A 26,186-nucleotide genomic window follows, 5' to 3' on the forward strand; every position below is an offset into this window, starting at 1 on the left:
ATCATTGGCGCAGAATTTAACATAGACCGGAAATGCATGGATCAGTTTCAATTCAACGGTGTGCGCCTTGTAGAGATTGGACGTACGCCCATTTCGAAAGTAGCGATTTGATTGTTAGTGTTTTGATGAGAGGAGGGCGCCATGGGGCTCTTGACCTTCAGTATCAACGTCACGCTTGACGGCTGCATCGACCATCAGGAAGGCATCGCCGACGATGAGACACACGCCTTCTTCACGCGGCTCATGGATGAGGCCGGAGCGATGCTCTGGGGCCGCGTCACCTACGAGATGATGGAGAGCTATTGGCCAGCGGTCGCCGGCGGCGACGTGGAGGCGGCACCGGCGATGCGCGAGTGGGCGGTCAAGCTGGAGGCCAAGCCGAAATACGTGGTGTCGTCGACGCGCAGGGATTACCCTTGGACCAATAGCCACCATATTCCGGGCGACCTGCGTGCAGGTGTTCAGAAGCTCAAAGACGGGACCCCGGGCGGAGTACTCCTTGGCAGCGGCAAGCTCGCGACCGAATTGGATCGGCTGGACCTGATCGATGAATACAAATTCCTCGTCCATCCCAGGATCGCCGGCCACGGCCCGACCCTGTACCAAGGCGGGCTGCCCAGCACGCGGCGGCTTGAGTTGATTTCAGCGGAGCCCTTGCGCAACGGTGCAATCGCCATGCACTATCGACGCGCGCAGCTTTCGTCGTGATGCGGTAAACTGCGTGGATTGCTAATTAACCAAACGCATAGGCTGGCCCTCTGCGACCGCCAACGTGATCCGAACCGATCGCATTCTCTTCGATTCTTTGGAGCCAGTTCCCGAAGGCTTCCTGGCATGCTCAGAGCTCGTTGAGGCTGATGTATCTGGCTTTTCCGTTCCTTATGGTCTGGTGCATATGAGGAAAGCCGCCTGGCCTGAACATGTGGAGCCTGATCCATTTTGGTCATGGAGCATGTCCCAGGACAGAAATCTTGATCATGGCGCCGGTAGGATAAGAGCGGTCGGGCCATCGGTACTGCAACGTATTCTGGGGACGATCGCGACTGGCCTCGCGCGAGCAAAGAAGTCGATGGATCTGCCGGAGCCGGCCAACGTTACTGAAGGATTTGTGCTTGAAGATGGATGTGAATACTGCTTCGGTCAGGTCTTGTTGGTGCGGGGGCGTGAGCATGCGTACTATTTCCACTACCACTGCGAGTCGTGATTGACTCGAATTCGCTCGTCGACGCGGCTCGTTTTCCCTTCAAACCACCACCCAAATGCTGAAGAATCTTTTACGCTTTATTTTCATCGCGGCCTTCATCGGGAGCGCTGCCGCCGCTCAAGACTATTCGACGACCCAGTGCACAAAGTACGGCCAGCCTGAATTTGTCTTCTCCGTGGACGATGGATCATTAGGCGAAAAGGACGCGCAGTGGTTCCGTGAGACCTTGGAAGAGATGGTCGCAGCTGGCGAGAAGTTCAAGGCCGGCGAAACACTGCTCGTCGGCCCTGTGCCCTTGAAGCTTGAAGCTGCGGAGGATGGCAAGCTTCGGGTCCTGGAGCCTGACATGAAAACGATCCCGTTCAAGTTCGTGCCAAGCGTTACCAGGACGCTCAAGATCGTGCGGCGGCAGCGCTATGCAGCCGATAGCCTGGGCGCTACGAAGGCGATCCGGTTCGCGCCATTTCATCATCCCCTGATGGTGACCCCGGGAGCATTGCAATCGCCTTCGATCATCATGATCCGGGCAAAGAAGCAGGACGGCGTCACCGGCTGGGTCCTGACGGAATTGGAAACCAAGAGCAAGTCGAAGGACGATCTAGAGGTGATGTCCGTCTACGAGGCGATGCTCAAGCGGCCGGACATCATGGATTTCCTGGCACTCCCGGAGCAATTCTCGGTCGTCGTTTCAGGCCGCAAGAAGTTTGAAATATTCAAAGACGGCACTCCAGTCGAACCGCGCAAGGGCAGCTATCTCGACATGCGCTCAAAGCAATAACGAATCCGTTGCCGGGGACGCTGGTCTCCTCGGCTCTGGCCTACCTTGTCCCGCGTTCACGGCGGCATTGGGTTTCCAGCGTTTCGGTGCCGGATACCACGAGTCCCCGATAAACGCCGCAAGGCCAGACGAAGCCGCCGTATTGTTCCATGTACCAGTAGGGTGGCTCAGAGGCGCAAGGGTCCAGATGCTTGACGTGCCAGCCATCGTTCTTCTTTCTCAGCACAACCCACAACATACGGTCGAGATCCGCCCGGCAGGTGACGCTCTTGTCCCAATCGATGTACTTGCCAGGCGGTCCCACCAGGTTTCCAACCAGGACGGCCCAGCCGGAGTCGATATTTAAGGTGTTGACCTTGATCCTGACAGGTTGGTTGAGTTCTTCAGCAGCCAGCGGCCGGATGGCGTCCAGGATTTGTTGCCTGTCGCTTGGCCCCTTGGCATGTGCCGCGCCAATGATGGCAAACGCGACCAGCGTGCCGATGAGTGCTTTCAGGTAGTTCATTGTGTCGTGATAAAATTTGTAAGTAAGCAATTTTAAGGCAGATTCAATGAAGATGGGCCCGTTGGACCAGGACAGCCTGGAGGATATTCGCTATAACGCCGAGTTCGTGGAATCGGTCATCAATAAGGCGCTTGGCAAGAAGGCCGGCTACAGCATGGAGGGCGTGACCTGGCTCGACGATTTCCTGCAGCGGCAACACGAGCAAGGGGACAAGAGCTATGTCGATCGTGTCGTCAGCGTCTACGGCTCCTATCTGGGCGAGTGCATCACACGGAACGTTGGCGGCCAGTGGGTAGAACTTGACGGCACCCATGCGATTGCGTTTGACGAAACGAATGGGACGTTCCCGTTCAATAAAGTGCACAAGCATCTTAAGAATGGGCGGGAAGGGGGCGATTCTGTGCTGGGCTACTACGACAGCGTTTCGGTGCTGTTCCAGTCATTCGCCCCGCCAGCAAAGATGGACATGAATGACCAAGCCCAGATGTACCTGAACGCATTCTTCACGAAGGCTGAAATCCCGGGCGGGCTCTCGTTCAGTACTGCGCTGGGCCAGTCGAACCTGGATGGCAGCCTGGAGAGCCTGGACCGCGTCGACCATTTGCTGGACCAGATCCGCATCAAGTTCAAGCCGGACTTCGACTCGTTCCTGGACAAGCACGCCAACCAGAATTTCCTGTACCTGCTGGCCTTCTACATGGGGCACGTGATTACCAGGTCCACCGGCGGCGCGGTCAAATGGCTGTCGTACGAAGACATGTTGAGGGAAATTCCGGACAACCGGGCGATGTTCCCCGAGTGCTTCCAGACGTCGGTCACGTGCATTACGCCGGCGATGTTTTTTGTTCCACTTTATTCCATCACCAGTCGCCTGTTTGATGAGGTGACGACCAAGAGCGTGAGAATGAGCGCGGAGCTGAACATTCGAGGCGGTGACAATGTGTGAGACACGGCAGGAACTGTTTTTCATATACTTCGCGTTATGAAAATCTTCTTGCTACTGATCCTCGCCCTGGCCGCCTTGCCGGCGCACGCACAACTCTATAAGTGGACCGATGCCGACGGCAAAGTCCATTATTCCGACCGTCCGCAGGACGGCGTCAAGAGCAAAGAGATTGCAGTGCAGCGCCCTGTGGCGAAGCCGGCTGCGGCGCCTGCCGGCGACTGGCAAAGGCAGGAACTGGAATCGCGCGAACGTCGTATCCAGCGTGAGGCTGCGAATCAGGAGGCAGCCGACACTGCGGCGCGCACCGCAGGGAAGGCGCCTTATAACCCCAGCCAGCACCGCAGCAACAAGCCGATGACTGACGATGAAGTCTGCAAGCGCGATGCACAGCAGATCGAATTTTCCGAGAAGGTCCCCAAGCTGGCCTTCGGCAATTCGAACGGATCGGTCAGTGTCAGTGAAGAAGAGCGCCAGGCCATCGTGCGCCAGCGCAAGGAGAATCACGCTTTACTGTGTGGCTCGGGCCAGCGTACGCGCTAGGACGCGCCGAGTTGCCACCAGGCGGGCAGCAGGGCCTGGACTTCAGGGCGGCCGAAGCGGTCGTCGATCAGGTGCACGGTGCCGCGGTCGCTGGTGGTGCGAATCACGCGGCCGGCGGCCTGCACCACTTTCTGCAGGCCGGGGTAGAGATAGGTATAGTCATAGCCGGCCCCAAATGCAGTTTCCATGCGGGCCTTGATTTGTTCGTTGACCGGATTGATCTGCGGCAGGCCGAGCGTGGCGATGAAGGCGCCGATCAGGCGGTCGCCAGGCAGGTCGATGCCTTCACCAAAAGAGCCGCCCAGCACGGCGAAGCCGATGCCTTCGCCGTCTTCCCTGAAGCGGGCAAGGAAGGCGTCGCGCGCGGTTTCATCCATGCGGCGCTCCTGGCGCCATAGCGGCACGTTCGGGTGGCGGGCGGCGAAAAGCTGGGCCACTTTTTCCATGTAATCGAAACTGCTGAAGAAAGCCAGGTAGTTGCCGGGCTGGCGCTGGTACTGCTCGCCCATCAGCGCGGCGATTGGCGCCAGCGAGCGCTCGCGGTGCTGGTAGCGGGTGGAGATGTGGCTGGCGATATGTACCTGCAGCTGCTGCGCGTCGAAGGGCGAGGCAACATCGATCCACGCCGTGTCGGCCGGCATGCCGAGCGTGTCGGCGTAGTAGTTCCACGGACTGAGCGTGGCGGAAAACAGGGCCACCACATGCGCGGCCTCGAAGCGTTGCTTGAGGAAGGGCGCGGGCAGGATGTTGCGGACGCAAAGCACCGAGTTTGCGCGTCCAGCCGCCGCGCCACGGCCCACGTCGGATTTTTCAATGTCGAACAGCGAGTGCTCGCCGAAGTTTTCCGCCAGGCGCCCGAACAGCAGGGCGTTGAAATAGAAGTCCAGCACGTCGGCGTCGAACCAGGCGGGGTGCTCGGCCATGTAGTCGCCGATCTCGGTGCAGGCTGTTTGCAGCGCGGCCATGAACTTTTCCGGCAGCTCGGCATGGCTGGCATATTCGGCTTCCTGCGCTTTTTCCAGGGCGCTCCATTGGCGATGTACGCGGTCGAGTGGCTTGCGCAGGGCTTCGGGCGCGGTCTTGCGCAGCACGCGCAGGCGCACGTGGTCCATTTCGGCGGAGTACATCTTGCGGGCGCGCGAGACCATATTGTGGGCTTCATCTGCCAGCACGCCGACCTTCCAGCCGTTCATCTGCGTCAGGCTGTACAGCATGGCGCTGATGTCGAAGTAGTAGTTGTAGTCGCCCACCACCACGTCGGCCCAGCGCACCAGTTCCGATTGCAGGTAGTAGGGGCAGACCTGATGGGCCAGGGCCACTTCGCGCACCGAGGCGCGGTCCAGCATGGGCTGCTGCAAGGCAGCTTCCCGGGCGGCCGGCAGGCGGTCATAGAAGCCTTGCGCCAGCGGGCAGGATTCGCCGTGGCAGGCTTTGTCCGGGTTCTCGCAGGCTGTGGTCTTGGCCGCCAGCTCGAGTGCGCGCAGCGGCAGCAAAGGCGCGCTGCGCTTGATGGTTTCGACGGCGCCAAGCGCCATGCTGCGGCCGCTGGTTTTCGCGGCGAGGAAGAACACCTTGTCCAGGCCATGCTCGGCGCTGGCTTTCAGCATCGGGAAAATGCTGCCGATGCTTTTGCCGATGCCGGTCGGGGCCTGCGCCAGCAGCGAGCAGCCGCGCGCGCTGGCCTTGAACATCGCTTCCGCAAGCTGGCGCTGGCCAGGACGGAAGTCGGCATGCGGGAAGCGCAGCGCGCGCAATTGCTCGTCGCGCGCAATGCGGTGCGCCAGTTCCTGTTCGGCCCAGGCGACGAAGCGGCCGCATTGCTCTTCGAAGAAGACGCGCAGGGTGGGGGCGTCCGCCTCTTCGGTCAATACGGTTTCTTTTTGCGTGCCAATGTCGAAGTAAACCAGCGCCAGGCGCAAGGCTGGCAGATTACGCGCGGCGCACAGCAGGTGGCCGTACACCTTGAGCTGGGCCCAGTGCAGGAGGCGGTGGTTGGCGGGCTGGCGCGACAGGTCGCCGCGGTAAGTCTTGATTTCTTCGAGCTGGTTCTGGCGCGGGTCGTAGCCGTCGGCACGGCCGCGCACGTGCAGCGGGCCGAAGTCGCCGGACAAGCCGAGCTCGCGTTCGTAGTCTTCGCCACGGCGGCTCGCGACGATGGCGTGGCCTTCGATGCCTTCCTGTGCGGTCGGCGTTGGGGTGAAGCGCAGGTCAAGGTCGCCTTGCTTGGCGGTGAACTCGCACAGTGCGCGAACGGCAATGGTGTAGCTCATTCTTGCCACGCCAGGTAGCACACGGACACCGGCATGCCATGCTCGGCGCAATAGTCGATCCAGCGCAGCTGGTTGTCCTGCAGGCGGTCGCCCGGGCCTTTGACTTCCACCATCTGGTAGCGTTGTTCCGCAGGCCAGAAGCGGATCAGGTCGGGAAAACCGCTGCGGTTGGCCTTAATGTCGAGCAGGATGCGCTCGAACCACAGCTTCAAATGCGCGGCGGGGATGCAGTCCAGCGCGAGGCCGAGCAGTTCCTCATCGATCGCGTCCCAGTAGACGAAGGGCGATTGCAGCCCGGCCTTGGCGGCGAAGTTGAGGCAGATCGCGTCGCGGTAGCTGCCGTCTTCCAGCCGCGCGAAGCAGGCCTGGAACAGGGCGGCGCGGCGGCGCTGGAAGTCGGCACTGTGCAAATCCGCCGGGCCGTGGTGGAAGGGGTGGAAGAAGGCGCCGGGAATGGCGGCGAATACCGCGTCCCAGCACAGCAGCCCAAACAAGGAGTTGGCCAGCGCGTTCTCCACGTAGAAGCAGGGCGCTTCGTCCCGCCACAGGTGGTCGCGCACCACGCCTTCCACCCACCAATCCTCGGCCGGCATCGGCAGCACCAGGTCGATGCGTTCGACCGGCGTCAGCTTGTGCGCCGGCTCGCGCATGTGGCCAAGCTTGCGGCGCAGCCGCGGCGCCATGCGCAGCAGCTGCTGGCGTTCGGCTTCGCTTTCGGGCGCGGCTTGTGCGCGCTGCAGCCATTCGTAGGCCAACCCGATACGCTCGTCTTTCTCCAGCACGCGGATGGCGCGCGCGCGGGCGCCGGGATAGGCGCATTGTTCGTACAGTTCGAAGGCGGCAGCCCAATTGCCCAGTTTTTCCAGCTGCTGGCCGAACTGGAACAGCATTTTCTGGCGGCGGCTATGCAGCCATTCGTTGTCATCGGCCGGCGCCGGCAGCTCGCGCGCCAACTGCAGCGGGTCTTCGCCTGCCGCGAATCGCTCGCGGCAGGCGTGCAGGGCGAGGTAGTCGTCGATGTCGCGGCGCGAACGGAAACCGCGTGCGGCGGGCGAGAATTCGACTTTTTCGTAGCGGTAGATGCCCAGGTTGGACAATACGAATTCCGACCAGTCCTGGTGGAAGTTACCGAAGAAGATCAGGCGCAGGCGGTCGCACAGGGGCTTCGACACAATGTGATAGACCTGGTCACCGGCGTCGGCATACCAGGACGTGAAGCGGTGGCTGCCTTCGTGGCGCTCGCGCAGGGCGGCCAATTGGTCGGCCTTGCGTGCGCTGCGTTCGGCGCCGCTGAGGGCGAACACACGGGTGATCTCGGGCTTTTGCAACAAGTCGAACAGCTCGTCCAGCGTCAGCTCGGGGTCTTGCACCACCCAGCCTTGCTCGACCAGTGGGCCGGCGGCGGCGATGGAACAGCCAATCTCGGGGTAGTTCAGCCTGGAGGCGCGGAACAGTTCCCCCTTGCGCATCACCATGCGCACGAACAGGGCGCGCGATGGCTGGGGCACGGTGGGGAAGCTGGCGAGGAACTGCGCTTCCTCGTCCGTCAACAGGTCGCTATAGCGCTCGCCAATCCAATGCAGGACCTGGTGGAAGTTTTCCAGGTAGTAGAACGGATTTTCAAGGACTGGGTTCATGCAGGCGAGGCGACGCGAAAACTGTATTTATATACAGTATAACGCGCCGCAGCCTGGATTGTCAGCCCTTCTTGCTGGCCGCGTTGGCTTTCTCGACCTGCTGCTCAAAGGCGGTGACGGCGTCGCGCGTGGCCTGCGTCACCTGTTCATAGCCTTTGAAGGCGTTTTCAATGGCGTTTTTGACAATCTCCACCGCGTTGTCCGAGCCGGGGCGCACGTTCTTGGTCACGTCGTAAATCAGGGCGCTCAGGTTGGATTTGGCCTCGGCCAGGTGGGCATCGGCCGCCTTGTGGAAGTCGTTCGACATTTCGGTCAGCAGGGCGCCCAGTTGCTGGTTATAGGCGTTGGTGGCGGCCATGCCGGGCTGCAGGCGGGCGTTGATCACATCCAGCGCTTCCTGGGGCGTGGCCGAGGCATTGACTTTGCGGCCCGCCTCGATCTGGTCATCCAGTGCTTTTTTCGCCGTGGCGATGTTCAGCGCCACCGCCTGTTCCACCCCTTGCATGGCGCGGTTGGTCAGGGTGTTGAAGGTCTCCAGCTGGAACTCAAACAGCGTCTTGGTGGCGTTGGCGAACTGCTCGGGATTTTGAAACATACGGTCTCCTTGTCGAGGTGGGATGGCGTTGCTTCTTGCTTTGACTTCATTATTTATTACGCACCAACTTTTCGCAATGGGCATCTTTAAACGGCCCGGCCATTTGCACCCAGCCTTCGCCCAGCGGGGTCTGCGAGCAGGCGCGCTGGCCGTCGATCCGGCTTTGGTACAGGTACCACCAGGCCGGGCGGGCGCTGGCGATGCCGGCTGCGGTGACGGCGATCAAGAGGATGGCGAGGTGTCGTTTCATAGCGGAGCAGTCGCCGGAAGGCGCATGGTGAAGGTGGCGCCCTGGCCGGGCGTGCTGGCCACGTCGATATGGCCCGCCAGGACGCCGGTCACGATATTGTGCGTGATGTACAGCCCCAGGCCCGACTGCCCGGCGCCAAGCCGCGTGGTGTAGAAGGGATCGAATACGCGGTGCAGGTGATCGGGCGCAATGCCGACGCCGTTGTCAGCTACCGACAGCAGCACGTCGCAGCCCTCGGCGCTGCCGGTAATGGTGACTGTTGGCTCGCCGCTTGCCGGGGCGCCAAAGGCGTGCACGATGCAGTTGTCGACCAGGTGCCCGATGGCCTGGGCCAGCGGAATCGGATAGCTGTCCAGCTGCAGGCCGGGCACCACGTCCAGCACCAGGTGGGGGCGCGGTTGCGGTAGGCTGGCCCACAGGGGCGCGAGCATTTCCTGCAGCAGCTGGTCGAGGAAGAAATGGCGGCGCTGGGCGTCGGTGGTTTCGACGGCGATCTGCTTGAAGCTGCCCACCAGGTTGGCGGCGCGCTGCAGGTTGCGCTGGATAATGTCGCCCGCCTCGCGTGCGCGCTCCAGGTAGGCGTCCAGTTCCGAGCGGCGAATGCCGGCGTCGACCTGGCTGCTCAAGGCTGCCGTGAGGTCGGCCAGCGTGGAGGCGGTGATCAGGCTGTTGCCGATCGGTGTGTTCAGTTCATGCGCCACGCCCGCCACCAGCGAGCCGAGGGCGGCCAGCTTGTCACGCCGTACCAGTTCATCCTGCGTCATGCTGAGGTTTTCCAGCGCAGCTTGCAGTTCTTCGCTGGTCAGCTCCGCATGCTGCTTGGCGCGTGTCAGTTCGGCGGTGCGGGCTTCCACCAGTTCTTCCAGGTGGCTGCGGTGGCGTGCCAGTTCCGCCTCGCGGCGCGCGCGCTCGATGGCGATGCTGGCCAGGTGGCTGGCGACGCCGATCAGGCGCTGTTCTTCCGCGTCCGGATGGCGCACGGTGCGGTAGTACATGGCAAAAGAGCCCAGCACGGTGTTCTCGTCCTGCATGATCGGCATGGACCAGCAGGCGCGCAGGCCGTAGTCCCGGATCAGATCCAGGTATGGCGCCCATAGCGGGTCGTGTTCGATGTCCGACACTACCACGGCCTCGCGGCGGTGCATGGCAGTCCCGCAGGAACCCACGCCGGGGCCGATTGCCATGCCTTCCAGCAGGGCGGCATACGAGGCGGGCAGGCTGGGACAGCAGGCGCAGCGCATGTGCACGCCGTCTTCGTCGAGCAGCATGACGGAGCACAGCACGCCCGGCGATTGCGACTCGACCAGCTGCACCAGCTTGTGCAGCGTGTCTTGCAGCGGCACGCCGCGCGCCATCATCTCCAGCAGCTGTTCCTGGCCGATGCGCAGTTCGTCTGCGCGCTGCGTGCCGGTGACGTCCACCAGGCGGATGTGGAACAGGCGCCGGCCCGGCTTGGCGATCCGCACGCCCCGCGCGTTGCATTCGACCGCGCGCCCGCTGCTGTGGCGGAAGGTGATGCGGTGCACGCGCAGCTCGCCGGCCAGCACGCTTTGCATCATCGCGTTCATTTCCAGCGGGTCGCAGAAGGCGGAAAACGGGGCGGTCAGCAGTTCCAGTGCGCTGCGGCCAAGCAGTTGTTCGGCGCGATGATTCAGGTCGACCGGGCGGCCGCTGTCCATGTCGATCAGCACCACTGCATCCGGCGAGGCGGCCGCCATCATATGGTAGTTCACTTCGAGGTCGAAGCCGCCGATGCGCTGGCCCTGCAGCGCGAACAGCACATGGTCAACCACGCTGGTGGTGGCCAGGGGCAGGGTGAAGTAGCCGTCGGCGCCGGCGCGGGCGGCGCGCTCCTTTTCGTCGTTCGACGGGCGATGCGACATGAGCAGCACCGGAATGCGGCGGTTGGCGTCAGCCTGGGTCAGCCGGCCGGTCAATTCCAGCGCGGCGCCGCCGGCCAGCGCGGTATCCAGCAGCACCAGCACCACGCCTCCGGCGGAAGCCACTTCCAGGGCGTGCTGGCCGCTGGTGACCGATTCGACGCGGTAGTCGTGCCGGGCGAGCGCCAGCTCCAGCGCCGCCACGTCGAGACTGGCGCCGGTTGCCACGAGGACGGTTTTGTTCGGTTCCACGCCGCCAGTGTATTACAAGCTGGACTCGGCCTCGACCTGCGGAACGAGGATGCGTGGCAGGTTGTCCTCAATCCAGTCGACCAGGACTTCCAGCCGCTCAGCGACTTCGCGGCCCAGCGGCGTCAGGCTGTACTCGACATGGGGCGGAATCACCGGCAGGGCAGTGCGCAGCACGAAGCCGTCACCCTCGAGCGCAACCAGGGTTTGGGCCAGCATTTTCTCGCTGACGCCGCCTACTTCCTTGCGCAACTGGCTGAAGCGGTGCATGCCGCCCAGGAGTACCACCAGCACCAGGACGCCCCAGCGGCTGGTGACGTGGCTCAATACCGCCCGTGACGGACACGCTGGCGCCAGCACATTGCCCGGTCTTGCCGAGCGGCGGGACAGCGAAGCCCGCAAGGATTTTGAAGTTTTTTCCATACTTACCAAAAAGTACGTACTTACGAAAAGTTAGTGTTGAGCCTATTATAGCCCTACATCGTTTTCAACCAAGGAGAAAAACATGATCGTCGTAACTGGCGCCTCGGGCGCATTGGGGCAATTGGTGGTGGAAGGTTTGCTGGAGAAAGTGCCGGCAGCGCAAATCGTGGCGGCTGTGCGTGATCCGGCCAAGGTGGCGCACCTGGCGGCGCGCGGCGTGCAGGTGCGCCGTGCGGACTATGAAGATCCGGCCAGCCTGGATGTTGCCCTGGCTGGCGCGGATCGCGTGCTGCTGGTTTCGGCCAACGAAGTGGGCAAGCGCACGGCGCAGCACCGCGCTGTCATCGACGCGGCAAAACGTGCTGGCGTGAAACTGCTGGCTTACACCAGCATCCTGCACGCAGACAGCTCGCCGCTGCGCCTGACCGAGGAGCACGTCGCCACGGAAGCAGCGATCCGCGCTAGCGGCCTGGCGTATTCTTTCTTGCGCAATGGCTGGTACGTCGAGAATTTCAATAGCCGGATCCAGGGCGCCGTCCAATGGGGCGAGCTGGTAGGGAGCGCAGGCGAGGGCCGCATTTCGGCAGCCGCGCGCGCCGACTATGCGGCTGCCGCGGTGGCTGTGCTGACGACGGAAGCCCCGCAGCCGGTGTATGAACTGGCCGGCAGCACCTCGTTCACGCTGGCGGAACTGGCCGCAGAGGCAGCGCGCCAGTCCGGCAAGGCTGCCGTGTACCGCGATGTCCCGCCGGCGGAATTTGCCAACGTGCTGGCTGGCGTCGGCGTACCTGCACCTTGGCCTGAATTGCTGGCCGATTCGGATGCCGGCTCGGCACGCGGCGGTTTGTGCGATGACGGGAAAGCGCTGGAGAAGCTGATCGGCCGCCCAACCCGCAGCCTGTCGCAAGCAGTGGAAGCGGCGCTGAACGCGTAAATGAAAAAAGCCCTTCAGCCTGAACGCGCTCTAGATCGCGCTCAGTGCAGAAGGGCTTTTTTGCGGAATTCTTGGTGCCCACGGAGGGACTCGAACCCCCACACCTCGCGGCACATGGACCTGAACCATGCGCGTCTACCAATTCCGCCACGTGGGCACTGGTACTGCATTTGTCTCAGAAGGTAGCGTTTGGTGCCCACGGAGGGACTCGAACCCCCACACCTCGCGGCACATGGACCTGAACCATGCGCGTCTACCAATTCCGCCACGTGGGCGCTAACTTCTTCAACTCTCTGTTGCGGTGTTGTGTGCAACAGAGGCACGCATATTAATGGTCGAGACCGAATCGGTCAAGCCTTAATTAATAATTTCGTGCAACTTTTTCCAATTCGGGGTCAGGTCTGTCATTTGGACAGCCGTGGCGCACCTTTGACATGTCTCAAGAAGTGGCGGAAAAGTCATGCTGCGGGTAGATTATTCGACTGCAGAAACTTGCAGATATGATTTGATGAAGATCAAATGCCTGGTCTCTGTGTCCAAATGACAGACCTGACCCCGAATTTGGCGGAAACAAAAAAGCCGCTTTTCAGCGGCTTTTCTGCGGAATTTTTGGTGCCCACGGAGGGACTCGAACCCCCACACCTCGCGGCACATGGACCTGAACCATGCGCGTCTACCAATTCCGCCACGTGGGCATTGTCGCGTTGTTCTGCAACGAGGCACGCATAGTAAAGGCCGGATCCACGCCCGTCAAGACATTTATGAAAGCTTGTTGGAGCGGCCACGCTGGCGCACCGCGAGCAGCATCAGTCCGGCGCCCAGCATGGCCCAGCCCGACGGCTCGGGAATCGCGGCCACGTTCCAGCCGATGGCGTCCATGGCCAGCACGTCATTGCCGGTAATCTGCAGCGTTTCGCCGAGGCCGGCGGTCGGGTCCATCAGGCCGATGAACAGGTTGTCCTTCCAGTGGCTGGCCTGGCGGCCGTCGCCAAAGTTGTCGCCAGTGGAGAACTGCGGCCCTACTGTCGTGCCGTCGAGCGAGAAGTATTTGCTGCGGTTGTCGGCGGTCCAGTCGATCACACCATGCGCTGCGCTCATGGCGGAGTAGCGGAACAGGTCGAGCGCGGAGACGTAGGTGAACAGGTTGTCGTTGAACGGGCCGTTGTAGGGTGGTGAATTGCCGTCCAGGATGTCGACGCCGCTGATAAAGCCCAGCACGTGGCCGATCTCGTGCGCGGCAACGCCGACAAAGTCGAAGGCGTTGGCGTCCGTGCCGTTATTCGGATTGAAGTCGAAATTGAAATCGCTGTTGAACTGGATGAAGCCATCGCAGTTGCCGATGCAGCCGGACAGGGTTTGCGGCGTGACGGCCAAACCGATGGCTTTGGCTTCGGCATTGGTGATGGAAAGGATCTGGTTGTTGGCGTCGCCGTCATTGTCGACATAGGGCAGGGCGCTGCCGGAGCCGTTGGGATTGTTGGCGGTGCGGTTGATCAGCATGCCGAAGCTTGAGCCGCCTGGGAGGTGGGCCACTGCCGTGGCATCAGCGGCGGAGGTGGCGTCGGCCGCCAGCGCATTGCGAACTGAGGCATAGGTGTGGAAGTCTTCGGCAGAGGCTGCCTGTCCAAGAATGCCGCCGCCGAGGGAGTTAAAGCCGACCGTCAAATTTATCGTCACATTATCATTGAGCAAATTTGACCAGCGCGCGGCCGCGGCCTGGAATCCCTGCTGCGCCTGGAGCGAGGTGCCGGCGACGTAGTTGAAGTTGAAAACCGGGGCTGCAGATGCGGTGCTGGCAGCCAGCAAAAGGCTGGCGAGCAATGTTTTCATGGCGGTCTCCTACGGATTGGTGGGGTAGGGAGGATGCCGCAAGAAGTATGCGCGCCGCCGCTAGCGCGTGGCGCGCGACAGCCGGGAAGGCGGGAGCGTCAAGAAACTCGACGCCGGAAAACAAAAAAGCCGCTGAAATCAGCGGCTTCTCTGCGGAATTTTTGGTGCCCACGGAGGGACTCGAACCCCCACACCTCGCGGCACATGGACCTGAACCATGCGCGTCTACCAATTCCGCCACGTGGGCATTAGCAACAACATCTGCTATCATACTGCTTTGGAGAGTTTTGCGCCAGATGAACTTTCATTCCACGCTGCACATCGACTCGCCATTCCCGCATCGCTGCGAGAGCCAGAATTATAGAGGAAACTCTGCCGATGTCAAAGGGCCTGCGAAAGATTTTTGTGCACGGTCCTTCCTGTTACACTAACCACCAATAATAAGATTACTGAAGAACTTTTGAACTCCACTCATACCATTCCTAGCCGCGAAGAGATTCTCGGCATCTTCCGCAGCGCCAAAGCGCCGCTCGACCTGCGCACGTTGGCGCTGTCGCTCAAAGTCAAAGCCGATTCCCAAGCCGTCCTGACGCGCCGCCTGAATGCGATGGAGCGCGACGGCCAGATCCGTTCCGATACCAGTGGCTTCTATGTGCTGGCGGACCATTCCGAATTCATTGCCGGCCGCGTGTCCAGCCACCGCGACGGCTACGGCTTCCTGATTCCTGACGAACCGGGCGAAGACCTGTTCCTGGCCGAGCGCGAGATGCAGAAGGTGCTGCACGGCGACAAGGTACTGGGCCGCATCATCGGCTACGACCGCCGTGGCCGTCCGGAAGGCACTATTGTCGAAGTGGTACAGCGCGGCACCACCCACATCATCGGCCGCCTGCTGAAGGAAAACGGCGTGTGGGTCGTGGCGCCGGAAGACAAGCGCATCAGCCAGGACATCCTGGTGCAGGGCGCCGTCGGCAAGGCCAAGTCGGGCCAGATCGTCAGCGTGGAGCTGACCGAGCAGCCGGGCCGCTTCAAGCAGCCGTCGGGCAAGATCGTCGAAGTGCTGGGCGACATGGATGACCCTGGCATGGAAATCGAAATCGCCGTACGCAAGTTCGGCGTGCCGCACATTTTCTCGGACGCCGCGCTGAAGCAGGCTTCCAAGCTGCCGGACGTGGTGCATGAAGCCGATTGGGGCGAGCGTGTCGACCTGCGCGACGTGCCGCTGGTGACCATCGATGGCGAAGATGCTCGCGACTTCGACGATGCCGTGTATTGCGAGCCGGTGAAAGTCGGCCGCAGCACGGCCTTCCGCCTGATCGTGGCGATCGCCGACGTGTCGCATTACGTGAAGCCGAACGACGGCCTGGATGGCGACGCCATCGAGCGTTCGACCTCGGTTTATTTCCCGCGCCGCGTGATCCCGATGCTGCCGGAGAAGCTGTCCAACGGCCTGTGTTCGCTGAACCCGCGCGTCGACCGTCTGACCCTGGTGTGCGACGCCGTGATCACCGCACAAGGTGAACTCAAGGCCTACCAGTTCTACCCGGCCGTGATCCACTCGGCCGCGCGCCTCACCTATACCGAAGTGGCGGCCATCCTCGGCAACACCAAGGGCCCGGAAGCGGCGCGCCGCGCGGAAATCGTGCCGCACCTGCAGAACCTGTACGACGTCTACCACGCGCTGCAGAAGTCGCGCCAGGAACGCGGTGCGATCGATTTCGAAACCACCGAGACCTACATCGTCTGCAACCCTGCCGGCAAGATCGAGAAGATCATCCCGCGCACCCGCAACGATGCGCACAAGCTGATCGAAGAGTGCATGCTGGCGGCGAACGTGTGCGCGGCGGACCTGCTGTTGCGCCACAAGCACCCAGGCACCTACCGTATCCACGCCGGGCCGACCAAGGAAAAACTGACCCAGGTCCGCGACTTCCTGAAGCAGCTTGGCCTGTCGCTGGGCGGCGGCGATACACCGGTAGCGCGCGACTACGCCGATTTGATGAAGAAGATCAAGGAGCGCCCGGATGCACAGCTGCTGCAAACCATGCTGCTGCGCTCCATGCAGCAGGCGGTCTACAGCCCGGATAATATCGGCCACTTCGGCCTGGCGTATGAGGCCTATGCCCACTTCACCAGCCCGATCCGCCGCTATCCGGATTTGCTGACCCACCGCGCCATCAAGGCGATTTTGGCGGGCAAGAAGTACGAGCCGAAGCTGGCCGACAAGTCGGTGCTGAACACCACGATCTCGAATGCCCAGCGCCGACAGGCCCTGAAAGACAAGCAGGAAGGCAAGGAGCCGAAATCCAAGGGCGACCAGACCATCTGGGACGCGCTGGGCGTGCACTGCTCGGCCAACGAGCGCCGCGCCGACGAAGCTTCGCGCGATGTGGAGGCCTGGCTCAAGTGCTACTTCATGCAGGACAAGCTGGGCGAAGAGTTCAGCGGAATCATCACAGGCGTGACCAACTTCGGCATCTTCGTGCAACTGGACCAGCTGTTCGTGGAAGGCCTGGTGCACATCACCGACCTCGGCGCGGACTTCTTCGAATACGACGATGCGCGCCACGAGCTGCGCGGCGAGCGCACCGGCAAGCGTTACCAACTGACTGGCCGCGTGAACGTGCAGGTTGTCCGCGTCGACCTCGAGTCGCGCAAGATCGACCTGCGCCTGGCCGACAGCGAAATCTCGACCCTGCCGCCGCAAGGCAAGAAGGGCTCCCGCAAGGGCGGCGGCCTGGTTGGCTCGCTCGGCGATTTCGACAGCTTCGATGATGAAGACGAGAATCCAGCGGTAGCGCGCAAGCGCAAGGCCGCCCGCACTGCGCCGTCGATCTCGACGCGCGACGAAGCGCCGACCCGCACTCCTGGCCGGGCACCGGCCAAGCGTGGCGCGGCATCTTCTGCTTATGCCCCCCCGGCTCCAGCTGCGCGCAAGGCAGCCAAGCCGAAGCCAAAGGCCAAGCCGAAAACCACCGCCAAGCGCGTGACCAAGGCTGCAAAGCCCAAGAAAAAACGATAAGCACCCGTCCGGCGCTTCGGCGCCGAACTTATTTTGAGAACTACGATGTCCAAGAACAAAATGATTTTCGGCTTCCACGCCGTTACCTCGCGCCTGCGCCACGAAGCATCCAGCGTTGAAGAGATCTTCTTTGACCAGGCCCGCGACGACCGCCGCATGAAAGACCTGATCGCCCACGCGAAAGCGGCCGGCGTGCGCGTGATGCCTGTAGAATCCGAGCGCCTCGACAAGATCGTCGGCACCCGTCGCCACCAGGGCGTGATCGCGTTTGCCTCGCAGCTGGCGCTGGCGCGCAACCTGGACGAACTGCTGGATGCGGTGGAAGGCCCGCCGCTGCTGCTGGTGCTGGACGGTATTACCGATCCGCACAACCTGGGCGCCTGCCTGCGTGTGGCCGATGGCGCCGGTGCGCATGCGGTGATCGCACCGAAGGACCGCTCGGTTGGCCTGAATGCGACTGCGGCCAAGGTGGCTTCGGGCGCGGCGGAATCGGTGCCGTTCATTACAGTGACCAACCTGGCGCGCACCCTGCGCGAGCTGAAGGAACGCGACATCTGGCTGATCGGCACCTCCGACGACGGCGACAAGACCTTGTACGAAGGCGATTACACCGGCCCGACCGCGATCGTGATGGGTTCGGAAGGCGAGGGCATGCGCCGCCTGACGCGCGAGACCTGCGATGTGCTGGTGTCGATTCCGATGTTTGGCTCGGTTGAGTCGCTGAACGTATCGGTCGCCTCCGGCGTCTGCCTGTACGAAGCGCGCCGCCAGCGTATCGCGCGCGAAGCCTGAAACCGGTAAACCGTTGCCTGCCCCGCAGGGTCAGGCACCATGGCCTGCGGCCGCCGCGTATCAGTGTCTGACCCTGCGGGTCAGACACTGGGGTACCGGTTTGACGGCCAGCAAACCACAGGCATATGCGCTATGATATTTGCCTGAACAACAGCATCCCAAAGCACCACCATGTTTGACCACCTCCGCGACGACATCCGCAGCATCATCGAGCGCGACCCCGCAGCTCGCAATGGCTGGGAGGTGCTGACCTGTTACCCCGGCCTGCAAGCCATCGTCATGCACCGCTGGGCGCACTGGTGCTGGACCCACGGCCTGAAATGGCCAGGCCGCTTCATCTCCTACCTGGCCCGCATCATCACCGGCATTGAAATCCACCCCGGCGCCACCATTGGCCGCCGCGTCTTCATCGACCACGGCTTCGGCGTAGTGATCGGCGAAACCGCGGAAGTCGGCGACGACTGCACCATCTACCAGGGTGTTACGCTCGGCGGCACCTCGCTGCATGCCGGCGCCAAGCGCCACCCCACGCTGGAACGCGGCGTCATCATCGGCGCCGGCGCGAAGATCCTGGGCGGCTTCACGGTGGGCGAATACGCCAAGGTCGGCTCCAACGCCGTCGTGCTGAAACCAGTACCGGCCGGCGCCACCGCCGTCGGCAACCCTGCCCACCTGGTACAGAAAGAGCACGCGCCATCGCCATCCTCGCGCTTCTTCTCCGCATACGGCGTGACCGCCAACGGCGACGACCCGCTGTCGAAGGCCTTGCATAGCCTGATCACCCACGCGGTGGCGCAGGAAGAACAGATTGAACGCCTGTCGGCAGCCATGAAGGCGGCGGGCTTGACCTGTCCAGACCTCAAGCCTTGCGACAAGCTGGATCAGGAAGAACTCAACAAACTGGTCGAATAAGGAAAAACCATGGACGACATTCTGGACCCGTTTGAAGTCCGCGTACTCGCGGTACTGGCCGAAAAAGAAGGCCTGACGCCGGATAACTATCCGCTATCGCTGAATGCACTGACCAACGGCTGCAACCAACTGTCCAGCCGCGAGCCGGTCATGCAGATCAGCGAAGAAACCGTAGCCGACGTGCTGGCCCGCCTGGGCGAGCGCAAGCTGGTGGGCACCGTCAGCCAGTCCGGCGCGCGCGTGGTCAAGTACGAGCATCGCATGCGCATGAAGTGGACGCTGGAGCAGGACAAGCTGGCAATCCTGACCATCCTGATGCTGCGCGGCCCGCAAACGGCCGGCGAGATCCGCACCCGCACCGGCCGCCTACACGAATTCAAATCAGTGGCCGAAGTTGAAACAGGCCTGCAATTCCTGATTGATAAGTATCCACCGCTGGTGCAGAAACTGCCGTTGGCGCCTGGTTCGCGCGAACCGCGTTACGGCCAACTTCTGGGAGGCGAAGAAGCACTGGCGCGCGATGCCACGGCAGGCGCCTACGGCGGCAGCGCCAGTAGTGCAGGCGAGGGCGGCGGCAGCCGTGCCGACCGCGTGACGCAACTGGAACAGGAAGTGGCCGCGCTGCGTGAAGAGGTGGCGGCCCTGGCAGCGCAAGTCGCCGAATTGAGGGCTGTAATCGAGTAGCAGTAGCTGTTGTGAGAATCCGCCATATTCGTTTGGATTGATTGTGGCGGCTCCCGGGCGTTGATATGCTGGACGCACAATATCAATACCCCGGGAGATCGAATGGAATTGCTGCACCGCTTGTCCATCCGGCACAAGCTTCTTCTCAGCATGGGCTTGACCCTCCTGCTGTTCATCATCATTTCCTCCACCCTCAGCATCATGAAGACCAGCCAGGCAGCGCGCGAACGCGTGCTGCGGCAGGAGCTTCCGGCGCAGGTAGCGGCCATCCGTAACGACGTGCTGCGCCAGATTGCAACTCCGCTGGCGGTCTCGCAAACGCTGGCCAACAACACCTTCCTGCATGCCTGGGAGGAAGCGGGCGTGCCGGACGAAGGCTTAAGCGCGTGGACGACCGAGGCGAAGAACCTCAAGGCCAAGAACAATGCCGCCACCGTCTTCTGGGTCTCGCGCTCCACCGGCAAGTACTTCACCGACAAGGGGTACGATCGCACGCTAAGCGAGAAAGCAGCCAGTGACCAGTGGTTCTATGGTTTCCTGTCCGGCAGTTCGCCCTACGCGCTCGACATCGACAAGGACGTCAGCGCCGACACTTATATGTTGTTCATCAATACCCGCGTGCAGACGGCTGGCGGCAAGCAGGCGGTGGCCGGCCTTGGCCTGTCCGTCAATGCGCTGGCGGAAGCGGTGCGCAACTACAAGCTGGGCCAGTCCGGCTACGTCTACCTGGTGCGCGCCAATGGCCTGATCCTGATCCACCGCGACCCGAAACTGGTCGACGGCAAGCATGCGCTGGCCGAGATGCCGGGCATGAACCCAGCGCTGGCCAAGCGCCTGCTGGGTGGGGAAGCCTTTGTCGCCGACAGCTTTAAAGCGACCGATGGCGAACACCTGGTGGCGTCGTCCTTCATCCCCGAGCTGAATGCCTACCTGGTCGCGCAGGTGCCGGAAGCTGAGGTGCTGGCCGGTATCGCGCGCGGCGCCGCCATGACTTCATTGATTGCTGCCATCATTGGCGGCGGCATCGGCATGCTGGCGATCTTCGTCATTGCCCGTGCAATCGCATCGCCGGTCGCGCAGGCGGCCGAACTGCTGGAAGACATTGCCAGCGGCGGCGGCGACCTGACGCGGCGCATGCCGGTGCAGTCGCGAGACGAACTGGGCGCGCTGGCGGCGGCCTTCAACAAGTTTGTCGAATCGCTCAACGTCACCATCCTGCGCGTGCGCGACAGCAGCCGCGCCATCGGCGCCGCGACAGGCGATATCGCCAGCGGCAATATGGACCTGTCGGCCCGCACTGAAGCGCAAGCCTCCAACTTGGAGGAAACCGCAGCGGCAATGGAAGAACTGACATCGACCGTCCATAACAACACGGCCAACGCGGAACAGGCCAACAAACTGGTCGCCGGTACCGCCGATTCCGCCAAGCGCGGCGGCGTGGTGGTGGGGCAGGTGGTGGAGAAGATGGCCTCGATCACGGCCAGCTCGAACAAGATCTCCGACATCATCGGCGTCATCGACGGCATCGCGTTCCAGACCAATATCCTGGCGCTGAATGCGGCCGTCGAGGCGGCGCGCGCCGGTGAGCAGGGGCGCGGCTTCGCCGTCGTCGCCAGCGAGGTGCGCAACCTCGCCCAGCGCAGTGCCGCAGCGGCAAGAGAGATCAAGGAGCTGATCACCGAATCCGTACAACAGGTGGCCGACGGCGGCAAACTGGCAGATTCCGCCGGCGAAGCGATGCAGGACATCGTCAAGTCGGTGCAGAGCGTGGCGAGCCTGATGCAGGAAATCGCCAGCGCGAGCCAGGAGCAAAGCCTCGGCATCGACCAGGTCAACCAGGCCGTCACGCAGATGGACAACACCACGCAGCAGAATGCCGCGCTGGTGGAGGAAGCCGCCGCCGCCGCGCAATCGCTCAGCGAACAGGCCGCACGATTGGAAGAAGTGGTCGGGCTCTTCAAGCTCGACGCCACCCCGAAATTACGCTAACAGGAGGACGCATGACCCGATTCGCACCGCTGGCGCGCACTGCCGCCGTTGTCTCCCTGGCGCTCGGCGCCGCCCAGCCGGCCCTGGCGCTGGACTGGATGGACAACTCCATCGGCTACCGCTTCGGCACCAGGTTCGCCGAACCGTACAACCCGCAGGACATCCGCAAGAACGTGATCAACCTGACCCACGCCAGCGGCTACCAGTACGGCAGCAATTACATGAACCTGGACATCCTGAAGTCCGACCGCAAGGACGACAGCGCAACCGAAACCTACCTGCTGTACCGACACACGCTCGATATTGGCAAGCTGTCCGGGAAGGAGTTCAAGGGCGCCGGCATGCGCGGTTTTGGCTTCACAGCGGGCGTTGACTGGAACCACAAGAACGACAAAGGCTACGCCTCGCGCAAGCAAATGCTGGTGGCCGGGCCGACCTTGATGGTTGACGTACCGGGCTTCCTGAATATCAGCCTGCTGGCGCTGTGGGAAAGCAATGAACCGATCGGCGTATCCAAGCGCTATCACTACGACACGCATGCGATGCTGAACGCAGCCTGGGGCATCCCGCTGGGCAGCGGCTGGTCTTTCGAAGGGTATATGAACTACATCGGTGAGAAAGGCCGCAATGAATTTGGCGGACCGACTTCGCCGGAGACCAACATCGATATGCAGGTGATGTATGACTTCAGCGCCGCGGCGGGGCTTAAGCCGGGCAAGCTGAAGGTCGGCTTCGAGTATCAGTACTGGCGCAACAAGTTCGGAAATCCGTCGAATGTCCCGGGCAGCCTGGCGCAGACACCGATGGTCCGCGCCGAGTATCATTTCTAAAAGCTTCAGTGAATGGAAACCGATGGCGTGAAGTGGTCCTGCTTGAAATATTGCCATGTAGTTTCCCATGATGATTCTGTGCCAATATGGAATGGAAATGCAGAGACAAATACGAAATGCCATTCACTGCACAATGCTATCCGCGCTTTGTGTGGGTACAGTGAATGCGACGGAAAGTCTGAACGTCGTCACACGTCACAATGCTCCCGAAGAGGTGGCGCTGAAGGCGCGGGTAGAAGCGGTCGTCGTCCGGTACCAGCTGGGGAAATGGCTGTATACGAAGGACATCAGGATAGATAAAGATGTGTGGCCCCCACATAGTCATCCTGTTCTGACGCTGGGCGTCCGCAAGACGATGCCTGATGATGATCTCTATCTTGTCGGTAGCTTGTTGCACGAGCAGTTCCATTGGAACATGGGTGTTGAACTCGAAGTTCACGCCCGACGAGACCACAGCGCTTGTGCAAGCGAAATTTCCAGGACTCGATTTCCGGCAGCCGAAAGGATCGGGCGACGAATCGTCGACATACAACCACGTGCTGGTTTGCTATATGGAGTACAAGGCCCTGGCAGGGATTTTTGGCGAGCCGGCAGCTTTGAAGGCGATCAAGGGCCATCCGTTCTATACCGGGATCTATGCGCTCATAGCCGACAAACAAAATCAGGAAGTGATCGAAGACTTGTTGCGCCAGGAAGAGCTTAGCTTTTGACGCCTGGTGCGGAGGGCGCGCCGAATTTCGGTTCTTTCCGGCCTTGAAATTTCCGGAGCCGACCCAGAATTAATTTGCCTTGTTATGTGTTCTTAAGGAGCGACTATGGAACATAAAGAGGCATTGCTGGAAAGCCTGGCGGAATTGCGGACCGCGCATGACAAGGCCAGCCGGGCAATGGCGGAAATCACCGCCACGGGAGCGCGCGCACTGAAGGGCAGCGACAGCTTGCCGTCGCTGCACCAGCTGCGAAGTTATGCGCAGGCTCTGGCGCAGGCGCAGCGCCACCTTACTCATTGCCAGGAGCTGTTGCAGGGCGGGCCTCCCGTAGGCGCAGGCGCTGAACCGGCAACTGGGCGGTCTTACGTGCACTGACATGGCAGTTGGAGGACGTTGCCATGCATGTATTCGATGCTGTGTCTGCGCAAATTTCCGCCATGGGCTTGCCGCTGTTTGCCGTCAGCGCCACGCGCGCCAACTGGCCCGATGCACCTTTGCTGTTGTTCCTCCACTGGCATGGCTTCCGGCGTGCTACGCCGCTGCAACTGCAAGGCGTGAACCTGCCGGCACGCGCGGTGGCCAGTTCGGCCTTGCAGTTTGACGGTCCCTGGGCCAGCAGTGCGGCGGCAGAGGATGCCTTGCTGGATGCGGCCTGGCGGCTTGGCGCCTGGCAGCTGGAGCGATTGCAACAGCGGGCCTGCAACACGGCGGGGGCTCCAGCCAGCGAGGCCTTCGCCTGCCGCCTGGCGTTTGGCGACAACGCTGCGGGCTACCCTGATGAACCGGTGCTGGGTGCAGACCAGGTTGCTCGCCTGGAGCAGATGGAACTGGCGGCCCGCAAGGGCTATCAGCAGTGGCTATTCCAGCCCATCAAAGGCGGCGTATGGCAGGGCGTCGGTCCAGCGGATGACAGCCTGGCGGGGGACGGCGGGCGCTTTTCCGACTGCCCGGTGCGGCCCGTTCCGCCAAGTGCGGAGAAGCGTGTGGTCTACCAGCTGGGCCACCATGACCGCCTGATCCTGCCTTGAAACATTTTGTTACAAACTTGACTGCGGCACCCATCTTGAAAATGAAAAAGCGAAAACATACTTTCGACGACGCTGAAGTCTGGCTCTAGCTTTGTCTGGACCGATTCACTTGTTAAATGATCTGACACCATTTGGAGATAAGAGATGAAAATTCGTCCCCTCTATGACCGGGTTATTGTTAAGCGAATTGAAAAACAACGCCAAACCGCGTCCGGCATCGTGATCCCCGATTCCGCTACCGAGAAGCCCGAGCAGGGCGAGGTGCTGGCGGTCGGTCATGGCCGCGCCCTGCCCGATGGCAGCGTGCGCCCGCTGGCTGTAAAAGTCGGCGACGAGGTCCTGTTCGGCAAATACGCCGGGCAGACCGTCAAGCTTGATGGCGAAGAACTGCTGGTCATGCGCGAGGAAGACATCCTTGGCGTGATCGACCACGCTGCCGCCACTGCCAAAGCCGCTTGATTCCAGAACGTTCCAGGGAGATAAAAATCATGACTGCTAAAGACGTACAGTTCAACGAAGATGCCCGCGTCCGCATCGTCAAGGGCGTGAATGTGCTGGCCAACGCTGTGAAGGTCACGCTGGGTCCGAAAGGCCGGAATGTGGTGATTGACCGCAGCTTCGGCGCGCCGACCATCACCAAGGATGGCGTTTCGGTTGCAAAGGAAATCGAGCTGAAGGACCGCCTGGAAAACATGGGCGCGCAAGTGGTCAAGCAGGTGGCTTCGAAGACCGCCGATGTGGCCGGCGATGGCACCACCACGGCTACCGTGCTGGCCCAGGCCATCGTCCAGGAAGGCATGAAGTATGTGGCCGCCGGCATGAACCCGATGGACCTGAAGCGCGGCATCGACCAGGCCGTGGCCGCTGCCATCGCGGAACTGAAGGCCATCTCGCGCCCCATCGCCACCAGCAAGGAGATCGCGCAAGTGGGCTCCATCTCGGCCAACTCCGACAGCGCCATCGGCGACATCATCGCCCAGGCCATGGAGAAGGTGGGCAAGGAAGGGGTGATTACCGTCGAAGACGGCAAGTCGCTGGAGAACGAGCTGGATGTGGTGGAAGGCATGCAGTTCGACCGCGGCTACCTGAGCCCATATTTCATCAACGATCCGGACAAGCAGCTGGCGCGCCTGGATGATCCGCTGGTGCTGCTGTACGACAAAAAGATCAGCAATATCCGCGAACTGCTGCCGGTGCTGGAGCAGTCGGCCAAGGCCGGCAAGCCGCTGTTCATTGTGGCGGAAGATGTGGAAGGCGAGGCATTGGCGACGCTGGTGGTGAACTCGGTGCGCGGCATCCTGAAAGTGGCTGCGGTGAAGGCGCCGGGCTTTGGTGACCGCCGCAAGGCCATGCTGGAAGATATCGCCGTGCTGACCGGCGCCACCGTCATCTCGGAAGAGACCGGCCACACGCTGGAGAAGGCCACGCTGGAGCATCTGGGCAGCGCCAAGCGTATCGAAGTGCAGAAGGAAGCCACCACCATCATCGACGGCGCCGGCGAGCAGCGGCGCATCGATGATCGCGTGGCCACCATCCGCGCGCAGATCGAGCAGGCTACCAGCGACTACGACAAGGAGAAGCTGCAGGAGCGCGTGGCCAAGCTGGCGGGCGGCGTGGCTGTGATCAAGGTTGGCGCAGCCACCGAAGTGGAAATGAAAGAGAAGCGCGACCGCGTGGATGATGCGCTGCACGCGACCCGCGCCGCCGTCGAGGAAGGCATTGTGCCAGGCGGCGGAGTGGCATTGCTGCGCGCCCGCGCCGCCATCACCCAGCTGAAGGGCGCCAATGCCGACCAGCATGCAGGCGTGCAGATCGTGCTGCGCGCACTCGAGGCGCCGCTGCGCGTGATCGTTTCCAATGCCGGCGAAGAGCCTTCGGTGGTGGTGGCCAAGGTTGCCGAAGGCAAGGGTAACTTTGGCTATAACGCTGCCACCGGCGAGTATGTCGACATGGTGGAAAACGGCGTCATCGACCCGACCAAGGTGACCCGTACCGCGCTGCAGAACGCTGCCTCCATCGCTGGCCTGCTGCTGACCACCGAGGCGACCGTGTCGGACGCGGCGCCAGAGGAAAAGAACGCGTTGCCGGCCTGATGCCTGCTGGCGTATCCTGATGAGGGGGCGGTCGTGCCTGGTGGGCGACCGCCCTTGTGTTAAGAAGTCATCCGCGACCAGGACC

25 protein-coding genes and 4 tRNA genes are annotated in these 26,186 nt (G+C 62.1%); 17 read left to right on the plus strand and 12 right to left on the minus strand.

Annotated features, from left to right (window positions below):
* The first annotated feature begins 141 nt into the window (after positions 1-141).
* The 3 genes from ACN9M3_RS13435 to ACN9M3_RS13445 all read left to right on the plus strand — a co-directional run bounded on the left by ACN9M3_RS13435 (position 142) and on the right by ACN9M3_RS13445 (position 1,982).
* On the plus strand, positions 142-708 hold the full coding sequence (locus ACN9M3_RS13435; RefSeq protein ID WP_426323024.1) for a dihydrofolate reductase family protein: 567 nt from the start codon (positions 142-144) through the stop codon (positions 706-708).
* Positions 709-772: 64 nt separating this feature from the next.
* Positions 773-1,204, plus strand: coding sequence for a hypothetical protein (locus ACN9M3_RS13440; RefSeq protein ID WP_426323026.1), 432 nt, complete (start codon positions 773-775; stop codon positions 1,202-1,204).
* A 55-nt stretch (positions 1,205-1,259) separates the two neighbouring features.
* The gene (locus ACN9M3_RS13445) at positions 1,260-1,982 is read left to right on the plus strand and encodes an immunity protein Imm33 domain-containing protein (RefSeq protein ID WP_426323028.1); all 723 of its coding nucleotides are present in this window, start codon (positions 1,260-1,262) and stop codon (positions 1,980-1,982) included.
* A gap of 40 nt (positions 1,983-2,022) precedes the next feature.
* Here ACN9M3_RS13445 and ACN9M3_RS13450 read toward each other — a convergent pair whose 3' ends face one another.
* A complete protein-coding gene (locus ACN9M3_RS13450; RefSeq protein ID WP_426171420.1) occupies positions 2,023-2,487 on the minus strand; it encodes a hypothetical protein in 465 nt (154 codons plus the stop codon).
* 46 nt (positions 2,488-2,533) lie between these two features.
* Here ACN9M3_RS13450 and ACN9M3_RS13455 point away from each other — a divergent pair, with 46 nt between their 5' ends.
* Entirely contained in the window at positions 2,534-3,433 is a 900-nt protein-coding gene (locus ACN9M3_RS13455) for a hypothetical protein (RefSeq protein WP_426323030.1), read from the plus strand.
* A gap of 48 nt (positions 3,434-3,481) precedes the next feature.
* Positions 3,482-3,973: a DUF4124 domain-containing protein gene (locus tag ACN9M3_RS13460; RefSeq protein ID WP_426171423.1), complete on the plus strand. Its 492-nt coding sequence runs from the start codon at positions 3,482-3,484 to the stop codon at positions 3,971-3,973.
* Here ACN9M3_RS13460 and ACN9M3_RS13465 read toward each other — a convergent pair.
* The 6 genes from ACN9M3_RS13465 to ACN9M3_RS13490 form a co-directional block, all read right to left on the minus strand.
* A complete protein-coding gene (locus tag ACN9M3_RS13465; protein ID WP_426171425.1) occupies positions 3,970-6,243 on the minus strand; it encodes a helicase C-terminal domain-containing protein in 2,274 nt (757 codons plus the stop codon). The genes ACN9M3_RS13460 and ACN9M3_RS13465 overlap by 4 nt on opposite strands.
* Positions 6,240-7,880: a VRR-NUC domain-containing protein gene (locus ACN9M3_RS13470; protein ID WP_426171427.1), complete on the minus strand. Its 1,641-nt coding sequence runs from the start codon at positions 7,878-7,880 to the stop codon at positions 6,240-6,242. Before ACN9M3_RS13470 ends, ACN9M3_RS13465 begins: the two co-directional genes overlap by 4 nt.
* A 61-nt stretch (positions 7,881-7,941) precedes the next feature.
* Positions 7,942-8,475, minus strand: a complete 534-nt coding sequence (locus ACN9M3_RS13475; protein WP_426171429.1) for a phasin family protein — start codon at positions 8,473-8,475, stop codon at positions 7,942-7,944.
* 49 nt (positions 8,476-8,524) lie between these two features.
* Positions 8,525-8,725 (minus strand): hypothetical protein, encoded by a 201-nt coding sequence (locus ACN9M3_RS13480; protein ID WP_426171431.1) that lies wholly within the window; start codon positions 8,723-8,725, stop codon positions 8,525-8,527.
* A complete protein-coding gene (locus ACN9M3_RS13485) occupies positions 8,722-10,857 on the minus strand; it encodes an ATP-binding protein (RefSeq protein WP_426323034.1) in 2,136 nt (711 codons plus the stop codon). Before ACN9M3_RS13485 ends, ACN9M3_RS13480 begins: the two co-directional genes overlap by 4 nt.
* Before the next feature lie 12 nt (positions 10,858-10,869).
* Complete coding sequence (locus tag ACN9M3_RS13490) at positions 10,870-11,277, minus strand: winged helix-turn-helix transcriptional regulator (protein WP_426171434.1); 408 nt, start codon at positions 11,275-11,277, stop codon at positions 10,870-10,872.
* 82 nt (positions 11,278-11,359) lie between these two features.
* Here ACN9M3_RS13490 and ACN9M3_RS13495 point away from each other — a divergent pair, with 82 nt between their 5' ends.
* Positions 11,360-12,211 carry an NAD(P)H-binding protein gene (locus tag ACN9M3_RS13495; RefSeq protein WP_426323036.1) on the plus strand — a complete coding sequence of 284 codons (852 nt, stop codon included), beginning with the start codon at positions 11,360-11,362 and terminating at the stop codon, positions 12,209-12,211.
* Between the two features lie 72 nt (positions 12,212-12,283).
* Here ACN9M3_RS13495 and ACN9M3_RS13500 read toward each other — a convergent pair.
* From ACN9M3_RS13500 to ACN9M3_RS13520, 5 genes are all read right to left on the minus strand, one after another.
* A tRNA-Leu gene (locus ACN9M3_RS13500) sits at positions 12,284-12,368 on the minus strand.
* A 33-nt stretch (positions 12,369-12,401) separates the two neighbouring features.
* Positions 12,402-12,486: transfer RNA gene (locus ACN9M3_RS13505), tRNA-Leu, on the minus strand.
* Between the two features lie 335 nt (positions 12,487-12,821).
* A tRNA-Leu gene (locus tag ACN9M3_RS13510) sits at positions 12,822-12,906 on the minus strand.
* Positions 12,907-12,970: 64 nt separating this feature from the next.
* A complete protein-coding gene (locus tag ACN9M3_RS13515; RefSeq protein WP_426171438.1) occupies positions 12,971-14,041 on the minus strand; it encodes an NF038122 family metalloprotease in 1,071 nt (356 codons plus the stop codon).
* A 162-nt stretch (positions 14,042-14,203) separates the two neighbouring features.
* Positions 14,204-14,288 (minus strand) — tRNA-Leu (locus tag ACN9M3_RS13520).
* Positions 14,289-14,501: 213 nt separating this feature from the next.
* Between ACN9M3_RS13520 and rnr the strand changes: the two genes are divergently transcribed.
* From rnr to groL, 11 genes are all read left to right on the plus strand, one after another.
* Positions 14,502-17,063, plus strand: coding sequence for a ribonuclease R (rnr, locus tag ACN9M3_RS13525; protein ID WP_426323038.1), 2,562 nt, complete (start codon positions 14,502-14,504; stop codon positions 17,061-17,063).
* A 60-nt stretch (positions 17,064-17,123) separates the two neighbouring features.
* Positions 17,124-17,855, plus strand: coding sequence for a 23S rRNA (guanosine(2251)-2'-O)-methyltransferase RlmB (gene rlmB, locus ACN9M3_RS13530; protein WP_207232908.1), 732 nt, complete (start codon positions 17,124-17,126; stop codon positions 17,853-17,855).
* Positions 17,856-18,026: 171 nt separating this feature from the next.
* The gene (gene cysE / locus ACN9M3_RS13535) at positions 18,027-18,767 is read left to right on the plus strand and encodes a serine O-acetyltransferase (protein ID WP_426171441.1); all 741 of its coding nucleotides are present in this window, start codon (positions 18,027-18,029) and stop codon (positions 18,765-18,767) included.
* Positions 18,768-18,776: 9 nt separating this feature from the next.
* On the plus strand, positions 18,777-19,451 hold the full coding sequence (locus ACN9M3_RS13540; protein WP_426323040.1) for a YceH family protein: 675 nt from the start codon (positions 18,777-18,779) through the stop codon (positions 19,449-19,451).
* 102 nt (positions 19,452-19,553) lie between these two features.
* Complete coding sequence (locus ACN9M3_RS13545; RefSeq protein ID WP_426323042.1) at positions 19,554-21,440, plus strand: methyl-accepting chemotaxis protein; 1,887 nt, start codon at positions 19,554-19,556, stop codon at positions 21,438-21,440.
* A gap of 11 nt (positions 21,441-21,451) precedes the next feature.
* Positions 21,452-22,270 carry an outer envelope protein gene (locus ACN9M3_RS13550; protein WP_426323044.1) on the plus strand — a complete coding sequence of 273 codons (819 nt, stop codon included), beginning with the start codon at positions 21,452-21,454 and terminating at the stop codon, positions 22,268-22,270.
* A gap of 422 nt (positions 22,271-22,692) precedes the next feature.
* A complete protein-coding gene (locus ACN9M3_RS13555) occupies positions 22,693-22,980 on the plus strand; it encodes a hypothetical protein (RefSeq protein ID WP_426323046.1) in 288 nt (95 codons plus the stop codon).
* Positions 22,981-23,085: 105 nt separating this feature from the next.
* Positions 23,086-23,355, plus strand: coding sequence for a hypothetical protein (locus ACN9M3_RS13560; protein ID WP_426323048.1), 270 nt, complete (start codon positions 23,086-23,088; stop codon positions 23,353-23,355).
* 23 nt (positions 23,356-23,378) lie between these two features.
* Entirely contained in the window at positions 23,379-24,008 is a 630-nt protein-coding gene (locus ACN9M3_RS13565; protein ID WP_426323050.1) for a diguanylate cyclase, read from the plus strand.
* A 144-nt stretch (positions 24,009-24,152) separates the two neighbouring features.
* The gene (locus ACN9M3_RS13570; protein WP_426323052.1) at positions 24,153-24,467 is read left to right on the plus strand and encodes a co-chaperone GroES; all 315 of its coding nucleotides are present in this window, start codon (positions 24,153-24,155) and stop codon (positions 24,465-24,467) included.
* Between the two features lie 29 nt (positions 24,468-24,496).
* Positions 24,497-26,101, plus strand: coding sequence for a chaperonin GroEL (gene groL, locus ACN9M3_RS13575; protein WP_426323054.1), 1,605 nt, complete (start codon positions 24,497-24,499; stop codon positions 26,099-26,101).
* The last annotated feature ends 85 nt before the right edge of the window (positions 26,102-26,186 follow it).

The organism is Pseudoduganella sp. R-43 (assembly GCF_049913255.1).
GTDB lineage: Bacteria > Pseudomonadota > Gammaproteobacteria > Burkholderiales > Burkholderiaceae_D > Rugamonas.

Excerpts from the sequence above, each read along its gene's own strand:
- ACN9M3_RS13435 (WP_426323024.1), top strand. The coding sequence starts at position 142 with ATGGGGCTCTTGACCTTCAGTATCAACGTCACGCTTGACGGCTGCATC.
- ACN9M3_RS13445 (WP_426323028.1), top strand. The coding sequence starts at position 1,260 with ATGCTGAAGAATCTTTTACGCTTTATTTTCATCGCGGCCTTCATCGGG.
- ACN9M3_RS13450 (WP_426171420.1), bottom strand. The coding sequence starts at position 2,487 with ATGAACTACCTGAAAGCACTCATCGGCACGCTGGTCGCGTTTGCCATC.
- ACN9M3_RS13455 (WP_426323030.1), top strand. The coding sequence starts at position 2,534 with ATGAAGATGGGCCCGTTGGACCAGGACAGCCTGGAGGATATTCGCTAT.
- ACN9M3_RS13465 (WP_426171425.1), bottom strand. The coding sequence starts at position 6,243 with ATGAGCTACACCATTGCCGTTCGCGCACTGTGCGAGTTCACCGCCAAG.
- ACN9M3_RS13470 (WP_426171427.1), bottom strand. The coding sequence starts at position 7,880 with ATGAACCCAGTCCTTGAAAATCCGTTCTACTACCTGGAAAACTTCCAC.
- ACN9M3_RS13475 (WP_426171429.1), bottom strand. The coding sequence starts at position 8,475 with ATGTTTCAAAATCCCGAGCAGTTCGCCAACGCCACCAAGACGCTGTTT.
- ACN9M3_RS13480 (WP_426171431.1), bottom strand. The coding sequence starts at position 8,725 with ATGAAACGACACCTCGCCATCCTCTTGATCGCCGTCACCGCAGCCGGC.
- ACN9M3_RS13490 (WP_426171434.1), bottom strand. The coding sequence starts at position 11,277 with ATGGAAAAAACTTCAAAATCCTTGCGGGCTTCGCTGTCCCGCCGCTCG.
- ACN9M3_RS13495 (WP_426323036.1), top strand. The coding sequence starts at position 11,360 with ATGATCGTCGTAACTGGCGCCTCGGGCGCATTGGGGCAATTGGTGGTG.
- ACN9M3_RS13515 (WP_426171438.1), bottom strand. The coding sequence starts at position 14,041 with ATGAAAACATTGCTCGCCAGCCTTTTGCTGGCTGCCAGCACCGCATCT.
- rlmB (WP_207232908.1), top strand. The coding sequence starts at position 17,124 with ATGATTTTCGGCTTCCACGCCGTTACCTCGCGCCTGCGCCACGAAGCA.
- cysE (WP_426171441.1), top strand. The coding sequence starts at position 18,027 with ATGTTTGACCACCTCCGCGACGACATCCGCAGCATCATCGAGCGCGAC.
- ACN9M3_RS13540 (WP_426323040.1), top strand. The coding sequence starts at position 18,777 with ATGGACGACATTCTGGACCCGTTTGAAGTCCGCGTACTCGCGGTACTG.
- ACN9M3_RS13545 (WP_426323042.1), top strand. The coding sequence starts at position 19,554 with ATGGAATTGCTGCACCGCTTGTCCATCCGGCACAAGCTTCTTCTCAGC.
- ACN9M3_RS13550 (WP_426323044.1), top strand. The coding sequence starts at position 21,452 with ATGACCCGATTCGCACCGCTGGCGCGCACTGCCGCCGTTGTCTCCCTG.
- ACN9M3_RS13560 (WP_426323048.1), top strand. The coding sequence starts at position 23,086 with ATGGAACATAAAGAGGCATTGCTGGAAAGCCTGGCGGAATTGCGGACC.
- ACN9M3_RS13565 (WP_426323050.1), top strand. The coding sequence starts at position 23,379 with ATGCATGTATTCGATGCTGTGTCTGCGCAAATTTCCGCCATGGGCTTG.
- ACN9M3_RS13570 (WP_426323052.1), top strand. The coding sequence starts at position 24,153 with ATGAAAATTCGTCCCCTCTATGACCGGGTTATTGTTAAGCGAATTGAA.
- groL (WP_426323054.1), top strand. The coding sequence starts at position 24,497 with ATGACTGCTAAAGACGTACAGTTCAACGAAGATGCCCGCGTCCGCATC.